The 17922-nt window shown below is 38.0% G+C and carries 16 protein-coding genes and 1 pseudogene; 15 read left to right on the top strand and 2 right to left on the bottom strand.

Going from position 1 to position 17922, the window contains the following annotated elements:
* From I6N90_RS00005 to I6N90_RS00025, 5 genes and pseudogenes are all read left to right on the top strand, one after another.
* A pseudogene (locus tag I6N90_RS00005) lies at window positions 1-220 on the top strand (5'-deoxyadenosine deaminase); the annotation flags it as partial.
* Between the two features lie 95 nt (window positions 221-315).
* A complete protein-coding gene (locus I6N90_RS00010; RefSeq protein ID WP_197933483.1) occupies window positions 316-1218 on the top strand; it encodes a LysR family transcriptional regulator in 903 nt (300 codons plus the stop codon).
* 110 nt (window positions 1219-1328) lie between these two features.
* A complete protein-coding gene (gene metE, locus I6N90_RS00015; RefSeq protein ID WP_197933484.1) occupies window positions 1329-3617 on the top strand; it encodes a 5-methyltetrahydropteroyltriglutamate--homocysteine S-methyltransferase in 2289 nt (762 codons plus the stop codon).
* 152 nt (window positions 3618-3769) lie between these two features.
* Window positions 3770-4609 (top strand): hypothetical protein, encoded by an 840-nt coding sequence (locus I6N90_RS00020; RefSeq protein WP_197933485.1) that lies wholly within the window; start codon window positions 3770-3772, stop codon window positions 4607-4609.
* Window positions 4610-4645: 36 nt separating this feature from the next.
* A complete protein-coding gene (locus I6N90_RS00025; RefSeq protein ID WP_197933486.1) occupies window positions 4646-5233 on the top strand; it encodes a hypothetical protein in 588 nt (195 codons plus the stop codon).
* 46 nt (window positions 5234-5279) lie between these two features.
* Here I6N90_RS00025 and I6N90_RS00030 read toward each other — a convergent pair whose 3' ends face one another.
* The gene (locus I6N90_RS00030) at window positions 5280-6122 is read right to left on the bottom strand and encodes a chemotaxis protein (protein ID WP_197933487.1); all 843 of its coding nucleotides are present in this window, start codon (window positions 6120-6122) and stop codon (window positions 5280-5282) included.
* A gap of 203 nt (window positions 6123-6325) precedes the next feature.
* Here I6N90_RS00030 and I6N90_RS00035 point away from each other — a divergent pair, with 203 nt between their 5' ends.
* The 6 genes from I6N90_RS00035 (at window position 6326) to I6N90_RS00060 (ending at window position 12144) form a co-directional block, all read left to right on the top strand.
* Window positions 6326-6865: a GNAT family N-acetyltransferase gene (locus tag I6N90_RS00035; protein ID WP_232242443.1), complete on the top strand. Its 540-nt coding sequence runs from the start codon at window positions 6326-6328 to the stop codon at window positions 6863-6865.
* A gap of 48 nt (window positions 6866-6913) precedes the next feature.
* Complete coding sequence (locus I6N90_RS00040) at window positions 6914-7570, top strand: formylglycine-generating enzyme family protein (RefSeq protein WP_197933489.1); 657 nt, start codon at window positions 6914-6916, stop codon at window positions 7568-7570.
* Between the two features lie 177 nt (window positions 7571-7747).
* Entirely contained in the window at window positions 7748-8620 is an 873-nt protein-coding gene (locus I6N90_RS00045) for a carbohydrate ABC transporter permease (protein WP_197933490.1), read from the top strand.
* Between the two features lie 13 nt (window positions 8621-8633).
* Window positions 8634-9512, top strand: a complete 879-nt coding sequence (locus I6N90_RS00050; RefSeq protein ID WP_197934730.1) for a carbohydrate ABC transporter permease — start codon at window positions 8634-8636, stop codon at window positions 9510-9512.
* A 35-nt stretch (window positions 9513-9547) separates the two neighbouring features.
* Window positions 9548-10708 carry an efflux RND transporter periplasmic adaptor subunit gene (locus I6N90_RS00055; protein ID WP_197933491.1) on the top strand — a complete coding sequence of 387 codons (1161 nt, stop codon included), beginning with the start codon at window positions 9548-9550 and terminating at the stop codon, window positions 10706-10708.
* Window positions 10709-10740: 32 nt separating this feature from the next.
* Window positions 10741-12144, top strand: a complete 1404-nt coding sequence (locus I6N90_RS00060; protein WP_197933492.1) for an ABC transporter substrate-binding protein — start codon at window positions 10741-10743, stop codon at window positions 12142-12144.
* Window positions 12145-12176: 32 nt separating this feature from the next.
* Here the strand turns inward: I6N90_RS00060 and pdxR are convergent, their stop codons facing one another.
* A complete protein-coding gene (pdxR, locus tag I6N90_RS00065) occupies window positions 12177-13688 on the bottom strand; it encodes a MocR-like pyridoxine biosynthesis transcription factor PdxR (protein ID WP_232242444.1) in 1512 nt (503 codons plus the stop codon).
* A gap of 22 nt (window positions 13689-13710) precedes the next feature.
* Between pdxR and I6N90_RS00070 the strand changes: the two genes are divergently transcribed.
* From I6N90_RS00070 to I6N90_RS24560, 4 genes are all read left to right on the top strand, one after another.
* On the top strand, window positions 13711-14688 hold the full coding sequence (locus tag I6N90_RS00070; protein ID WP_197933493.1) for an aldo/keto reductase: 978 nt from the start codon (window positions 13711-13713) through the stop codon (window positions 14686-14688).
* 147 nt (window positions 14689-14835) lie between these two features.
* The gene (locus I6N90_RS00075) at window positions 14836-15720 is read left to right on the top strand and encodes an ABC transporter permease subunit (RefSeq protein ID WP_197933494.1); all 885 of its coding nucleotides are present in this window, start codon (window positions 14836-14838) and stop codon (window positions 15718-15720) included.
* Window positions 15717-16640 carry an ABC transporter permease gene (locus tag I6N90_RS00080; RefSeq protein WP_197933495.1) on the top strand — a complete coding sequence of 308 codons (924 nt, stop codon included), beginning with the start codon at window positions 15717-15719 and terminating at the stop codon, window positions 16638-16640. The genes I6N90_RS00075 and I6N90_RS00080 overlap by 4 nt, the downstream gene beginning before the upstream one ends.
* Window positions 16641-16851: 211 nt before the next feature.
* Window positions 16852-17886: an ABC transporter substrate-binding protein gene (locus tag I6N90_RS24560; protein WP_332262370.1), complete on the top strand. Its 1035-nt coding sequence runs from the start codon at window positions 16852-16854 to the stop codon at window positions 17884-17886.
* Window positions 17887-17922 lie beyond the last annotated feature (36 nt).

The following is a 17922-nucleotide window of genomic DNA, read 5'->3' on the forward strand; positions in this document are numbered from 1 at the left end:
TGCTGAAATGGCAAGTTTCTYCCATACGTATCCTTCTTACGATGTTGATCCGATCTCCCGCATCGTATACTCTGCAACAAGAGCAGATGTAGAAACAACAATCGTTGACGGTCGAATCGTCATGGAGAACGGTATTATGAAAACGATAGACAGAGGTATCATTTTGCGCGAAGCGGATCGTTCTATCAAGCGATTGCTATCTAAATCTCCTATTCATTAAAGTCCAAATATAGATTTCAATGTATAATGAAGTCAGAACTTCATACATTCAAAGCTTCTATTAAATCTAACAATAGGTTAGAGGGGAGTATTACATTGACTCTACAACAATTAAAATATGTCATTGAAGTCGCTAACCGAGGATCAATCAATGAAGCTGCCAAACGACTGTTTATCTCTCAGCCTAGTCTTTCGAATGCGATTAAAGATTTAGAGGAAGAGATGCAGTTCGAGATATTTGAACGATCAAACAAAGGAATATCTATTTCAAGAGAAGGCATTGAGTTTTTGAGTTATGCTCGGCAAGTCGTTGAACAAGCAGAATTACTCGAGAGCCGCTATCTGAATGCTAAACCTTCTCCGCAACACTTTTCGGTGTCTACACAACACTATGCTTTTGCAGTCAATGCGTTTGTTAGTCTCGTTCAAGAGTACGGTCAAGAAGAATATGAACTGGCACTGCGCGAGACCAAAACATATGAAATTATCGAAGATGTAAAAACGTTGCGGAGCGAAATCGGCATCTTATATTTAAATGAGTTCAATGGAAAAGTGATCAACAAGCTACTTAAAAGTGCCAACCTGCAATTTAATAGCTTATTCACAGCAAAACCTCATATATTCATCAGTATAAAAAATCCACTAGCTAACCAATCGATTGTAACGATTGATCAGTTGCAGGATTACCCGTATTTGTCGTTTGACCAAGGTGAATATAACTCGTTTCACTTTTCTGAAGAAATACTTAGTACGATGTCTCACAAAAAAAGCATCCGTGTCAATGATCGAGCTACGTTATTCAATTTATTAATTGGACTAAACGGATATACGATATCGACAGGGGTACTTAGCTCTGATTTGAACGGGAATGAAATCATTCCCGTCCCTCTAGACTGTGAGGAAACGATCAATGTAGGCTGGATATCGCATAAAAATGCTGCGTTGTCCAAACTCGGAATAGCCTATATTGATGCGCTTAATCGAGCGATTGGCAAGTAATAATGTGGTATAGCCAAAGGATATAACTGGATATAGTTTAATACAGTTACACTATATCGCCGAAAGCATGTTATCTTTCTTGTAACAATTTGTATAGGGGTGTTACAGGAATGATTAGAAGTAGTGTGCTTGGCTATCCACGTATTGGTGCAGATCGCGAATGGAAAAAAGCGCTTGAGGCATTTTGGGCAGGAAAAATAGAGGAATCCGAGTTTCAAACTAAACTACAAGAAATCCGTTTAAATCATTTGCGTACGCAAAAGGAAAAAGGGATCGACCTAATCGCTGTCAACGATTTCAGTTATTATGACCATGTACTAGATACAGCTACGATGTTCGGCATCATTCCCAAACGTTTCTCTTATGATGGCGGAGCAGTTCCTTTATCGCTTTATTATGGCATTGCTCGTGGAACGAAGGAAGCAACAGCAAGTGAAATGACGAAGTGGTTTAACACAAACTATCACTACATCGTTCCTGAGCTTGATGGCGCAACACCTGTCGTAACCGAAAATAAGCCGCTACTTGCCTATAAAGAAGCTAAGGAAACGCTAGGAATTAACGGTAAGCCAGTAATTGTTGGACCGTTAACATTCCTAAAGCTTTCAAAAGGATATACGGCATCGGAGTTCGATGCTTGGCTTACTCGTTTGCTTCCGCTTTATGTACAAATTTTACAAGAGCTACAAAGTGAAGGCGTAGAATGGGTACAAATTGACGAACCAATTCTAGTAACTAAACTAAATTCGCAAGATCTAGAGCGTTTGAAAACAATCTATGAAACGTTTGCTACAGCTGCTCCTAAGTTAAACATCCTGCTCCAAACATACTTTGAATCTGTAGAAAACTACAATGAAATTGTTCAGTTACCAGTTGCTGGCGTCGGACTAGATTTCGTTCATGGACTTTCTGGCAATTTAGCTTCCCTTAAACAATATGGATTCCCAGCTGGAAAAGTATTAGGAGCAGGAATTATCGATGGACGCGGAATTTGGAAAGCTTCCATTAGTGAAAAATTCACATTACTAGAACAATTGCTAGGGTATGTAACAGATGAACAACTATTTGTTCAGTCGTCATGCAGCTTACTCCATGTTCCGGTCACAGTTAGAAATGAAACAAAGCTATTGCCTGAGCTAAAAGGTGCATTAGCATTTGCGGAAGAGAAGCTCGATGAGCTTGTTTTATTAACAAAAGGTCTACATCTTGGCGGACCTGCAATCTCTGCTGAATCGGCAGCTATTGAAAAAGATTTGTTAGCTCTTAAACAATCTGATGAGCGTAATCGTAATGAAGTACTTGCAGCGGTTGCTGCGATTAGCGCAAAGCAGCCTGTCCGTAATCTACCATTCGCTGAACGAAATGTCGTTCAACAGAATAAATATCAGTTACCGATTTTCCCTACTACAACGATCGGCAGTTTCCCTCAATCTGCAGAAGTCCGTAAAGCGCGTCAGTTATGGCGTAAGGGCGAGTGGGATAACGAGCAATATGCTACTTTTATAAGAGAGCAAATTAACATTTGGATTAAGCTACAAGAAGAAATCGGCATCGATGTTCTTGTACACGGTGAGTTCGAACGTACCGATATGGTTGAGTTTTTCGGTGAGAAGCTTGCTGGCTTCGCATTCACCCAGTTCGGTTGGGTACAGTCATATGGCTCACGCTGCGTAAAACCACCAATCATTTTTGGCGATGTAGCGTTTGAAGAAGCGATGACAGTAGAAGAAACGAAGTATGCTCAGTCGAAAACGCAACGTCCTGTAAAAGGTATGTTGACTGGTCCAATTACGATCATGAACTGGTCATTCGTCCGTGAAGACATCTCTCGTGAGCAAATTGCTTACCAATTGGCATATGCACTTAGACAAGAAGTAGAAGCACTTGAGCAAGCAGGTATTGGCTTAATTCAAGTTGACGAGCCAGCCGTTCGTGAAGGTTTGCCACTTAAAGAAGAGGATCAAGCCAATTACTTGGCTTGGGCAGTCAAAGCGTTCCGCTTAACAACTTGCACTGTTCAAGATACGACGCAAATTCATACGCATATGTGTTATTGCGAATTCCATGACATGATTGGTTCCATTGAAGATATGGATGCCGACGTCATTTCTATCGAAACGTCACGTAGTCACGGTGAACTGATTCATAGCTTTGAATTGAATACGTATAAGCTTGGCATAGGCTTAGGGGTATATGATATTCATAGCCCGCGTGTTCCTCGCGTGGAAGAAATGACGAATATGATTGATCGTGCATTACGTGTACTTGATCCGAAACTGTTCTGGATTAATCCAGACTGCGGACTTAAAACGCGTGGTATAGAAGAAACAATCGATTCGCTCCGCAATATGGTTGAAGCTACTAAGATTGCTCGTGAGAAGCATACGTTGAGTGTGTAGAACGAATTGTCTATAAGTAAAAGCTGATTAATATTAAAGAAAAGCAGACGCTCCCGCGTCTGCTCTTTTTTATGCGTAGCTTTTTTTACTTCTATATTAAACCTGTAACCATTTACCATTTCCTAACGTCTATCTTAATGGAGGTGCTTGAGATGAGAAAACAAATGATTTTAATTTTGATAATTGGCTTATTGATGTTAGCAACTATAGGTTGCTCTTCATCAAACAATGCAAAAGGAACACCTTTCGTAAACGTCACCATTGCTGAAATGGCAAGTTTCTCCACAACGAAGGAAAACACTTTACTAACTATAACGGATGAAAAAGAAATTGCAATCTTAAAAGAAGCTAGCGACAGTGCTACTATGATCGAAGGAATCTTCGACAGGGCAGACCCCGAATATAAGGTGGAGCTCGACGCAAATAGTTATTTTCTTTGGGTAGCTGAGGACTCTATAGTTTTGATGTATACAGACAATGACGTGGTCTATAAAGTCTCTGAAAAATTGGTGAAGCAAGTTAACGAAATTATTGAAAATTATCATATTAACGTAAAACTTCTTTCAAAATTGCCTACAGAAATGCCAAAAGATTTCGATTTTGTCGTCAAGTACGGTATTGGTATGAAAAATGAAATTAACACTATAAAAAATACGGTTACGAAAGATTTGATCGCAAATGGTACAGTGTCTGCGAACATTACTTTATACCCTGCAGATATGCAACGAATTTATGAGAAGATGAAAGAGATTAACATCATGGAGACTAAACAGCTATCTAGCAATCAAAGTTGTGCCTTAATACCATATAGCGAAGATATCTTTGAAGTTATTATTTTAGGAAAAACGATCCAGCATGCCTGGACAAGTAAAAGTTGTCATCTAACAGAAGATGCAAAGCAACTGTTGGAGCTAAGAACATTCATTGAAAATATCGTTAAAGATTATGAAGCATATAATAAACTTCCAGAAGCCGTAGGTGGCTATGAATAAACAGTGCATAATCAACATTAGATAAGGAGCATACCTTTGAAAAAAATATTAATTGTTATAGGTGTATTAGTAGGCGTATTTGCAATAACCTCTCTGAGTGGATTCCATCTTACAAAAGAGAATGCCATTCCTGGCGATGTGAAACTACTTCAATCTATACATATTGATAAAGACAGAATCGCAGTAATTTACAAAGACAATATGGATGGGACATATGGCGTTTCTAAACTAAATAAAAAGTTTGGACTTTTGTATCAGGATGGTGGAGGGGCGTATGGTTACTTTATTGAAGAAGGTAAACCCTTTCAAGCTATGGGAAGTGGAACCGACAAAGATTCTATAGTTGCAGTTATTACTCCCAATAATTCTACTATCAAATATATTGCAGTTGGAAACTATATGGAGGAAGTAACTCCCTTTGATAAATATGAATTATCACTTAATGATGTTAAATCTAACAGTGAAAAATATATGTTACAAGAAGTGATTAACAACCATGTTTTGTTTGTAAAATTAGGTATGTTTACAGAAGACTTCTGGACCATTAGAGCTTTTGATAAAGATGGAAAGCTAATAGCCGACAAATTGTTCGGAATGGACGCTAGATATATTAATTGGCAGTGAACTCATAACAGTTCGTTAAGGTGCTATTCGATCTCATTCACACATTTCATTTCCGATCTATACTATCCACGGTCAAAGCAAGTGATCTTACGATCCTTTCTGTAATGCTTTTACTCATAAAATAACCACTATGACAGAGCGGATTCCAGCTAGTCTTCCAATCTCCCACCTTTACTTCAACATCTTCTTTCACTGCAAGTTCATACATCGGATCTATATTCCGTAGAGGATAACCAAGTATATCATTTTTATCATAAAAGTTGGTCCATCCACCTGATACTTTAGCATAATGCGCACGAAGCAGAGGGGAGGGTACACTTACAGGTTGATTAAAGTTTCGGTATCTTAAACTCCATAAAGGTAACGTAGTTCCTAATGTAAAAAAGTGCGTTAACGTTTCTCCACGCTCAAGTGCAGACAGCGGATCAATAATCATCGACTCTTTGCGTGAAGTCATTTGCAGATCGTAGAAATAGTTGCTGGCAATGACCCCACCTAAGCTGTGCGCAATGACACATAATGGAGCTTTAGGACCAGCTTGATCCGATAAGCGGTTTAATGCTTGGCTAATTGTTTTATGAACGGCTTCATAATTTTGTGAAGGATACTCTACGGGTTGATAAGCTACCGCATCCGCTAAATAATGAATAACAAATCTTCGTAGTTGTTTGTAGTGGAGATTTTTGGCTGATACAAGTGTTTGATATAACTGATCTTCACGTTCCTCGAATATATCTGCCCAATATACAGGTTCAATCGATAACTGAGTAGATGGATTACCTGAAACTTTCGTATATGTCGACTTTAAACGTTCTACAAACGATCTCGCAAAATCTCTTTTTTGCCTGCCTAATCCATGAATAATAATTACCGCTATTTTTGTTTCCATTGCTACACCATCCTTTCGTGAGAATAGGTGATTGCATATGCGATAATAAAGAAGAATGAAGGAGGCCTTATTATAAGTATTATATGAACGCTTACATTTGAAAAGTTCCAAATTAACTACCTTTCTAAAATATTATGACTATTGACCACATATACAAAAGCCGTTACGCTATGAATCATAACTTCTGAAAGGTTTGATAATAATTGACAACCGCAAATATTTACTTAAAATATGTTGAAATGAATGATGCAGCAGCACTTCTGGATATTAAGCTAAGGAACCGCGATTTTTTTCAACCGTTTGAACCCATTAGAGATGAGTCCCATTATACGCTTGAAGGTCAACAAAAGGACCTAACGAATTGTATGGTAAGTTTGCAAAATGATCAAGCTTATACATTTGGCATTCATTTATCTGAAAATGATGAATTAATCGGACGGATTGCATTAACTGGCGTAGCCAGAGGGCCATTCCAAAACGCAAATTTAGGCTATTTTATTGATCAGAAACATAACGGTAATGGGTATGCAACGACGGCCGTTTCATTATGTGTGAAAAAGGCATTTACCGAATTCGGATTACATCGTATTCAAGCAGGCGTCATGCCAAAAAATCTTCCCTCAATTCGAGTGTTAGAAAAAGCAGCGTTTAGACAAGAAGGATTAGCTAAAGCTTATTTAAAAATCAATGGTGCCTGGGAAGATCACTTCTTATATGCGATTACTGCGGAAGATAAAGAATAGGAGGAGATAACAATAACAAAGGAACAGCCAATTTATAATCTTATTCCAATGAAACAGATTCCGGGTGGCATAGTTGAAATGCGTGACGATCGTAAAAAGAGTAACTGGACAGCCGATATTAAACCATTTCTACTTTCCCCATTTCCTGTAACGTTGGAACAATACTTCGCCATTACGAATAAAGCTCCAATTTCCACTGATAACAATCAAAAGCCTGTCGTCAATGTATCTTGGAACGAGGTAATACTGATATGTAATCTACTTTCACAGAGGGATGGTTTGCAGGAATGTTATACATTCAATACCGAGAGAGAAAAAGTTATTTGTAACTGGGAAGCTGACGGCTACAGATTACCTTCTGAAGCAGAGTGGCAATATGCATGTAAAGCGGGATCAATAGGATATACATATGGAGAGCTAGATCAAATAGCATGGTATAGAGATAATTCAGACGGACAAACTCAGCAAGTAGGAACTAAAGAGGCTAATGCTTGGGGCCTTTACGATATGTTAGGCAATGTATGGGAATGGTGCTGGGACTTATACGATGAAAGAGTATATGGCACGTATCGGATATTCCGTGGTGGAAGCTGGGCTGAAGCGGAGAGGGGTTGCGGCTCTACTTGCCGTCGTCGAAGTCATCCATCCTTTTGTATTGATGATCTTGGATTCCGCTTAGCTCGGTCCATTCGAACGTTCGATTAATGCACTTGAATGATAGTTACTTCATAAAATCACTTAACTTGACGCTCTTATACGTCTTGGAAAGTGGTTTTTTTGTTTTTCAATCTTCATCTTATCTTTACATTATCTCCACTTTCTCTTAATTTCCAGCTTATAAACTAACTGTAATGAATCGTATTGAGTAAAGAGAGGGCCTTTATGAAGTTCAAACCTTTATTACGGAAACAAAACGTCATCGCATTAGGCTTTCTTTTACCAAGCATAGTTGGTTTTTCCGTCTTTTATTTAATCCCGTTTATCCAAGGCGTTATTTATTCCTTTATGAATAGTACGACGGATGGTTCATTTGTTGGCTTCGACAACTATAAAGAATTGCTTACTAGTGAATCTTTCCGTAAAGCTTCAGCCAATACGTTGTTATTTACAGGGGTCAGCGTGCCACTAATCCTAATTATTTCTTTAATGATTGCGATGCTCTTAAACCAAAATATTTTTATGCGCAAATGGATTAGAACGGCTTATGTACTACCACTTGTTGTGCCTGTCGCTTCAATCGTTATGATATGGCAAATTCTATTTGATTGGAATGGGTCAGTTAACAATTTACTTCATGGTTTAGGAGTCGATCGAATGGATTGGATGAAGTCAGAATGGGCAAGAGGTGTGCTTTCAGTAGCCTATCTTTGGAAAAACGTCGGTTACAATATCATTTTGTTTCTAGCAGGTCTTCAAAGCATTCCTAAAGACTATTATGAAACAGCTGATTTAGAAGGAGCGGGACGCTTCCACAAACTAACGTCCATTACACTCGTTTATTTAACTCCAACGATGTGTTTTGTCGTCCTTATGTCGATTATTAATTCTTTCAAAATATTTCGAGAAACATACCTTATCGCAGGAGATTACCCACATGACAGTATTTACATGATGCAGCACTACATGAACAATATGTTCTTTTCATTAGATGTTCAAAAATTGACGGCCGCTGCAACGTTAATGGTACTCTGCATACTAATTATTGTTCTTGGTATGTTCGCATTGGAACGCCAATTCAGACAATACATGGAGTGAATGAACGATGGTAATGAAAAAATCAGCACTTATATACAAATGGTTCCTATCAGCTTTTTTATTATTACTCGCTGCATTTATGATTTTCCCTATCGTTTTTACGATTACAAACTCACTAATGTCTGAGCAAGAGATTGGAGCCAATTACGATTTAATTGGACAAATGATCGAAAACTCAGAAGGAGGTAAGGAGTCTTTTGTTACGTTAAAGCTAATTCCAGACTGGGTAACCTTTGAGCAATATAGGAAAGTACTGCTTGAAACGCCAAACTATTTAAATATGTTTTGGAATTCTGTATTCATGGTAGTTCCGATCATCCTTGGGCAGATCATCATTGGTTCGCTTGCTGCTTATGCATTTGCAAAACTACAATTCCGAGGACGAGACACTATGTTCTACGTTTACGTCGTGGTCATGCTTATGCCATTTCAAGTTACGCTAGTCCCTAACTATATAATTGCGGATAAGCTAGGGCTATTAAATACGGCTAATGCCATCATTTTACCAGGCATATTCGCAGTATTCGGCGTATTTATGCTTCGGCAGTTTATGTTATCCATTCCTTATGCTTTAGTTGAGGCAGCAATAATGGATGGAGCGGGACATCTCGTTATCTTTTACCGAATCATTTTACCATTAATAAAACCGGGTCTAGCAGCTCTCGTTATTCTACTTTTCGTAGATTATTGGAATATGGTCGAGCAGCCGCTTATCTTTTTGGAAGATGACTTTAAAATGCCGCTGTCATTATTTTTGTCACGAATCCAAGAAGAAGCACGCGGAATTGGTTTTGCCGCTTCCGTCTTCTATATGTCTCCGATGTTGCTTTTATTTCTGTATGCTGAGTCTTATTTTATCGAAGGCGTCCAGTTATCCGGCATTAAAGGATAGCGAAAATATCGTAGTGATTGGAGGGAATGATGTGCATGGAGTTGTTTTCAGAAAAACATCCTGGATCTAGGCAAAAGCGAGGAATCAAATTAGTCATAGTCGTATTTATTGCAGCATTGCTCATCCTTACTCTTTATAGCAACACGATACTCACCATGAATCTACCACGTGTTTGGACTGAAGAAGGGAGATCCGATCCGCTATTACAACAATATAACGGCAGTGGCTTACTGAAACCGATCAGTGAAGTCAAATTGACAAATAGATCTGGTTGGATCGTAAAGGAGGTGCTTATAAAAGAAGGTGATCGTGTCAAGAAGGGCCAAACTCTTGTGGTGTACGATAGTCGCGATACTGAGAGTACCATTCAAAGTGAACAAGCTAATCTATCAAAACAAAAATTAATGATAGAAGGCTTACAGGAGCAATTTATTGCAGCCACTCAAAGCGAAGATGAACTTAGCATTCGCAGTGCAAAGCGAGCTATTCAGGCCGCTAGGCTAGATTTGAGCGTACAAGAACAAAAAATATCAAATTTACAAGCTGACTTGGAAAGCTTTAAAACAATTGTTGCGCCTTTTGATGGGTATATCTCAAAAGTATCTGCTATGACAGGTTTACCTTCAGGGAGTGAAGGAAGCGATGTTATTGTTACGAATTCGAGTCTTGGCTTTCAATTCAACTTGCATATTCCATATTCAATTGCAGAGCAAATGGAGCTTGGAAGTACACTAGAGGTTGATATAAAAAAGAATAAAGTCACACGCAGCGTTGAAGGTAAAATTGTCGGTATTGAAACTGTAGTATCGGATAGTCAAACGTTGCCAACTGGGGAGTTGGAAAATAGGACATCCTCACAACTTACTCTAAAACAAGTAGTAATTGCAGTACAAAGCCCAGAACTAAAAGGCGGAGAGCAGGCGAATGTATCTCTTAGTAAGTCATCAGAAAATGACGAAGGAATGCTTCTGCCGCTTAAAGCGATACATGGCCACGGCGATAACAAATACATTTTTGTTCTAGAAGAAAAGCAGGGGCCTCTTGGCAATACGTATCACGCTAACAAGGTAAACGTTACTTTAGGCGAGTCAAATGAAGCGGATGTTATTGTGCTTGAAGGAGCATTTCCTGGTCAGTCCATTATTACGGAAAGCAGTGAACCGATTCAAGATGGCGACAGAGTAAGAAAACGATAGTAGTTAAACGAAAAAAGGGAGTGAATGAAACAATGAATAGATGGGTTAGCTTTTTATTGAGTCTAGTATTTGTTTTAAGTATGACAGCATGTAGTAGTGGCACATCAACGAACAGCAATAAAGTGGAGATTAATGATCCCTCATCACCTCCAGTTAAACCAACACCTGCTGAAATTAAAGGTAAAATTGAAGATGAAAACAAAGATGACAAAAAGAAACTTGTTATTTCTATTCTTGGCGTAAATGATTTTTACGAAAAGGCTAAACAAAAATACGAAGCTGCAAATCCGAATGTGACGATAGAATATAAAGAGTTTGGTGGAGAAGATAGTAGTGGAGTACTAAATCCAGCTCAAGTCGAAAAGTATATTAAACAAACGACAACAGAGATATTATCCGGTGAAGGTGCCGATTTATTCGCGATAACTTCAATAGAATTACCAATAGAAAAATACATTAGCAAAAAAGCATTTGTAAACCTAAACGAGCTCATTCAACAGGACTCAACATTTGATACAAGCAAATACCATATGAACATTTTAGAACATTCACAAAAGAGCGGCGGGTTATACATTTTACCAACAAAATTTTATTTACAAGTTTTATTCGGAGATAAAGTGAATATTGATAAAAGCGGTGTTACTTTCGATGATTCGAAGTGGACATGGAGTGAATTTGAAGAAGTAGGTAAAAAATTGGCTGCAAAAGGTATTCACGACTACACGCTAGGTGGCAATACGGAGCCAGAGTCTATGCTAAACTTGTTAGTTTCGGACAATTATGCACAATTAGTAGACGGAGCTAAACAGAAAGCAAACTTTGACTCTATTATATTTACCGACCTACTTGAGCGTGTGAAAAATTTGTACGAGGATAAAATTATTACTAAAGAATCCGTTCATACGGAAGACAGCTTCTTCAACCTATCAGAAATCTACTCCCCAAGAGATTACTTGGAACGCCTTGCAATCTTCTATAAAGACGGAACGATCTATCAAAAACCACACACAGCAGAACAAAAATCAGGGATCGCTTTTGGTGGACTACAAGAAATTGCAATGAATGCTAACTCAAAGGTCAAAGGAACTGCATGGGATTTCATGAAGTTTCTAATGTCTGAAGAGATGCAATCCATACCCGAGCAACAAGGCTTCTCAATCATTAAATCAGTAAATGATGAGATGATAGAAAAGCTTGCAAATGAAGTGAAAAATGGAACTGCGACAGCTGGAAAAGGTGGGACACTAAAAGTATCGGAAGAAGATAACATCAAGCTAAAAGCAATGTTAACGGAAGCAAGTCTTCCAATCACATTTATGAACAAAGTTCAGTCAATTGTTGCTGAAGAAGCTAAAGCTTACTTCACTGGACAAAAATCTGCTGAAGCAGTGTCCAAACTTATTCAGAACAAGGTTTCCACTTATATTAATGAGTAAAAAGTAGAATAACGAAAACCAACCCTACTTGTTTAATGGTTGGTTTTCTCCATTATAAAACGATGAACTCTTCGAACGCCTTCCTCGATCTTATCTGTGTGCAAATTTCCATAACCGAGTATAATACCTGCCTGATAAGGTCGTTCTGACTTTTTGTAATCATCTGAATGTTCAACACGAAAGCCATAAGAACCGGTATCATTCCAGGGTAGATTACTATATTGCTTGGTCTGGAATTGAACCTGGAGGTGCATGCCAGCATCATCGCCAGATATAGAAATATGATTACCGAAAGTGTGAGTTAATCTATCTATAAGTAGATTTCTCCGTTTTTTATACACTTTTTTCATCGAATGAATATGGCGCTCGTACTGACCATCCAATATAAACTGACTTAGCGCTCTTTGAATGTTTAGAGAAGTATACATATTAAGTTTACATTTCATAGTAGCAAAAGCATCGATTAAATGTGATGGGATAATTATAAAGCCGATTCGCAAACTCGGTGATAATGTCTTACTAAACGTACCAACATAGATAACACGATTAGGTGATAATGTCTGAAGCGGAGGGACGGGTATACCTTTTAATCTAAATTCACTATCATAGTCATCCTCAATAACATACGAATCATATTGATCAGCCAAATGAATAGCTAGTTGTCTGCGTTGAATGGAAAGTAAACTCCCTGTAGGAAATTGATGCGAAGGTGTTAGCAAAAGTAAATGTCCATCTTCGAGCTTTGGCAAAGAATCAACGATCATTCCATTTTGATCAACGTCTACTGGCTTAATGTCATAGTTCATCATTTGGAAAATATCTCGGGTAAAATGGATTGTAGGATCTTCTAAGTAAACGGAGTGAAACTTGTTGGACAATGTCTGGGCAATAAGAGAGATTCCTTCTGAAGCGCCAGAAACGATCATCACTTGGTTCGATGAACATATTATCCCTTTAGCCCGGTATAAGTAATCTCTAATCGCAACCCGTAACTTCTTGTCACCTTGAATGTCTCCATAACCATAGTCCACGTTATAATCCGTTTCTGCCGCATCTTTCAAATATTTTGCCCAACTGTTTTTTGGAAATAAATCGATATCTGGAATACCCGTTGCAAAGTCGATGATATCCTGTTGTGTGATCGTTGTATCTTGCTCGTCTTTGAAATCTAAAACAGTCGGATTTATCTTCAAACTAGCAGTAGACACGATACCTTCCGCCACATATGTACCCGAGCCTACACGGCAATCTAGGTAACCTTCGGCTGTTAACTGTTCATACACTTCGATCACGACATTACGAGCAATTCCCCAATCTTTGGCCAATTCCCGTGTAGGTAGAAGTCGTGTACCTGCTGTAAGTTGTCCACTTTCGATTAAGTCACGTAATTGTTGACATATTTGTCTTGTTACAGACAGTGATGAACTCTTCTCGATAAGAATACCGTACATACCAATTCCCCCCTCAGACATTGGTTCTTCAATTTCCATATAGATTGGATCTATTGATAGACCATTTCTCTCATTATAATGAATTCGAGACAATTCGAATAGGGAGGATATAACAATGTATAAAAAGCTAGGAAATACAGAAATAGAGGTAAGCTCGCTCGGATTAGGATGCTGGGCAATCGGAGGACACTTTACGTTAGACGGAATTCCAGATGGATGGGGAGAAGTCAACGATACTGACTCCATTGAAGCTATTCAAACTGCAATTGATATGGGAGTAAACTTCTTTGATACCGCAGATGCATATGGAGCAGGTCATAGTGAACAGATATTAGGACTAGCAGTGAAGGGACGGCGAAACGAGATCGTCATTGCTACCAAATTCGGTTATACGAATGATGAATCTACTAAAGAAGTTTTTGGCAAGTACGATGTTTCACCTAGCTATATCCGCAGTGCATGCCAGCAATCACTGAAACGTCTTGGTACAGATTATATCGATTTGTATCAGATCCATGTTGGCGTTATAAACCATGAAGAAATGGAATCAACTATTGATACGTTAAATCGGTTGCGACAGGAGGGACTTATTCGCAGTTATGGCTGGAGCACCTATGATGTAGCATTAGCGGAAGCATTTGCTCGCAAGTCGGATGCTGCTGCTATTCAACACACTTTAAATGTGTTGCGTGGTGACGCTGAAATGATATCCCTCTGTGATCAAAACGGATTAACTAGTATTAACAATTCTCCACTCGCAATGGGGCTTTTAAGCGGAAAGTTTAATCCGGAATCAAAGTTAGCAAAAACGGATGTTCGAGGTAGTGGTCATGAATGGGTAGCTTACTTCAAAGATGGTAAACCAGTAGCTACTTATCTTGCTAAACTTGAGGCTATTAAAGAGATTTTGACCAGCAATAATCGTACACTTGTTCAAGGTGCTCTAGCTTGGATTTGGGGAAGAAGCGATGCTGCAATTCCAATCCCAGGATTCAAAACGAAAAAGCAAGTGGAGGAGCTCGCTGGTGCAGTAGAATTAGGTTCACTAACGAAAGAGCAAATGGTTGAGATTGAAGGGTTATTAAAAAGATGATACGTTAGAAATATGGAGAACTGTCTTAAGACCTAAAATCTTAGACAGTTCTTTTTCCCTGTAAAATTTTGGACTATTTAATAGAGATAGGTTAACGCTATAATACATTTAACCAATTTGTAGAATAGTAGGGAAAGGAAGTTCAACATGTCGAAGTCCACTCAGTTAGCCTTAATGGTTCCTGGAATGCTTTTATTCGTATTTGTGTTTGCTATGATGCCAGTAGTTATACAGTTAGATTCAGACGGTTCACTCCAATTTTCTTTGGGACAAGGTATTCAATACTTAAAAGATTATCTCATTGGTATCGGAAATGGGGAGTCATTCCTGTTCGACTCTGGTAGAAATGAATATTCGTTTTGGGATTGGGCAGAAAAAAACTTTTTCACTTCACTCTTCTATGTAGTTGCAGCTAGTTTAATAGGGACGACAATAGGTATATTTGTTGGTATTTATTTCGCAGTAACAAAAATTAGATTGGTTAGAAGTATCGTGGATTTTATCGGTTCCCTTCCAGATTTTATTATTGTTTTGCTGCTTCAATTCATTGTTGTTCTTATATTTAAAAAGACCGGAATTTTATTATTTGAAGTGGCTACATTAAACACAGACAAAATCGCAGTTATGCTGCCTTTAATTGCAATGGTTATAATACCTGCAATTTATATGATTCGCAACGTAGTAGTGCAGATGCAACTTACACTAAAAGAGGATTATATCGGAACTGCAAAAGCACGAGGATTAAGTAAAACGTATATTATTTTCTACCATGCTCTCCCTAATGTATTACCCTTCATAAAAAGCGATTTACATAAACTTATTGGAATTATTATGGGTAACTTGTTTATTGTTGAATATCTTTTTAACAACAAAGGTATTGCCATGCTAATATTCAATAATGCTTTCACCTATTACTCTTATCAATATGACGTAGTTGTAAATGGAATGTTGTTGTTCCTCTTAATATATGGCATCGGTTATATCGTGCTCAGAATGTTTTTATTTGCACTCGGAAAGGTGTTCCAAAGATGAAAAATAAAACATTGCTTATAGGCTTAATAATGACGATTACAATGTTGATTGTCGCAATATTCGGACCACTATTTGCTCCCTATGATCCTAAACATCAGATTAAAATTGAATATATTGTTGGGAAAGATGGAGATGGGTATGTCGTTTCACCGCCTGAACCCCCTGGTCCTAATTATTTACTTGGCACAGACCAAAACGGATATGATATTTTGACAAAGCTTCTATATGGTGCAAAATATACGATATTATTATCAATCGGTATTGCTATAGCTAGGGTTATTATCGGTGGCATAATTGGGATGTTGTTAGGATTTTATAGCAAGGAAGGTGCAAAGAAGAAGGGGAGTTCACCTATTTGGAGCATGCTGAATGGGATCCCGGTATTTCTGATTGTTTGGATAATTATGATAGGAATATCGATCAATCCGAAAGCAACACCCTTTACGATGTCTATAATATTAGCAATTGTACTATTGATCATCGGAATTCCATCAGTCGCATCTACAATAAAAGCTAGAACATTAATCATTCGTGAGAAAGAGTTCGTAACAGCTGCAAGATCGCTTGGTGCAGGTGGATGGAAGATTATACGATCTCATCTGTTTCCTCATATGAAAGAAAGTTTTCTCATTCTAATCGTACAAGAAATACTCCTTATTTTGACTTTATTCGGACAACTAGCCATTTTCCAAATCTTTGTTGGTGGAACGACAATGTATCCTAATCCAGTCGAATATCACAGCCGAACAAATGAATGGGGTGGCCTAATCGGGCAATCCAGAATGAATTTTTATGTCGACCAATACATTTTTTATGTGCCACTAGCTACTTATGTAACGCTTATCATCAGTTTTCATCTTCTCTCGAAAGGATTGGAGAAAAGGTATAATAAGCTGTTTTCTAAATTCTCGCACTTATAAAACTATGGTAATCGCTTTTGTAAAGTCTGCAAGCTTAGCTTGCAGACTTTTTTTGCACGAATGGAACAATCACGCGTTTGTATAAAGTAGCTTTTGAGAAAGGACATTGTATTATCATATCTCGATGTTATAATTGCTGATGAACGGAATGAGAATGATAATCATTAATGGCATTTCGTTACTTTAACATATTTATAGGAGTGAGCTAAACGTGGTTAGACTTGCAGGTACTAGAAACAAGAAATTAAAGGCTATCATTATTTTATTCATCGTTATACTTGTACTAACTGGATGTGCTAATTCTAAAGGTGAAGATCAATCTTCCGGTTCTACAACTACTGCTACTACATTGAAACAAGAGACAACAGCAACAAATAGTACAGAAGAAAAGGCAAGTGCAAGTGAAATACGAGTTGTAAAAGATTATTTCGGTGAAGTCACCATTCCTGTTAATCCGCAGCGAGTTGCTGCTATTTATTTAGAGGATTATCTAGTGGCTCTTGGCGTAGAACCAGTTGTGCAATGGTATCATCCTTCTTGGGGTAAACAAGAGTATTTGAACTTGAACTCACCTCTTTATGATATCACAGGAGATATCGAAATACTTTTGAGTGAGGCACCAGACCTCATAATCTTAGACGGTTTCGCAGATGAAGCCGTTTATGAAAAATATTCAAAAGTCGCTCCAACGTATCGACTATCTGACGAAATAATAACAGGTGGTTCCACTGCGATTCTTCGTACCGTTGCTGATTTGGTTGGTAAAACAGAGAAGGCTGAGGAATTAATTAAAGAATACGAGCAAAAAGTTAATGATACAAAAACGAAATTAAAAACTGAGATTGGTAATGAATCTGTGGCTGTAATACGATTGAACATCGGGGAAAAAACGCTAAACATACTTGGTATAAAAAATAAGTTTGTCGGATCAATTCTTTATAAAGAATTAGAATTAACTGCACCAAAGATGGTCGCTGATATGGAGGCATTCATAGACACAATCTCTATGGAAGTATTACCTGACCTAAATGCTGATCATATTATCATTTTAACATCCAATGGAACTTGGGAATCACCTGAGAATCAAGATGCAATCAATAATTTGATGAATGATCCGATTTGGAAAACGGTTCCTGCAGTAAAAAATGGAAACGTTTATCAAGTAGAAAGAACCTACTGGCAAACAGGTGCTTTCACAGCTAATCAGCTCAAAATTGCTGATTTGGAAAAGATTTTTTTGAAATAAATGAAATCCAGATAATGACTACATTTAAAATGGGAG

Origin of the sequence: Paenibacillus sp. GSMTC-2017, from assembly GCF_016019935.1 — a bacterium.
Classification (GTDB): domain Bacteria; phylum Bacillota; class Bacilli; order Paenibacillales; family Paenibacillaceae; genus Pristimantibacillus.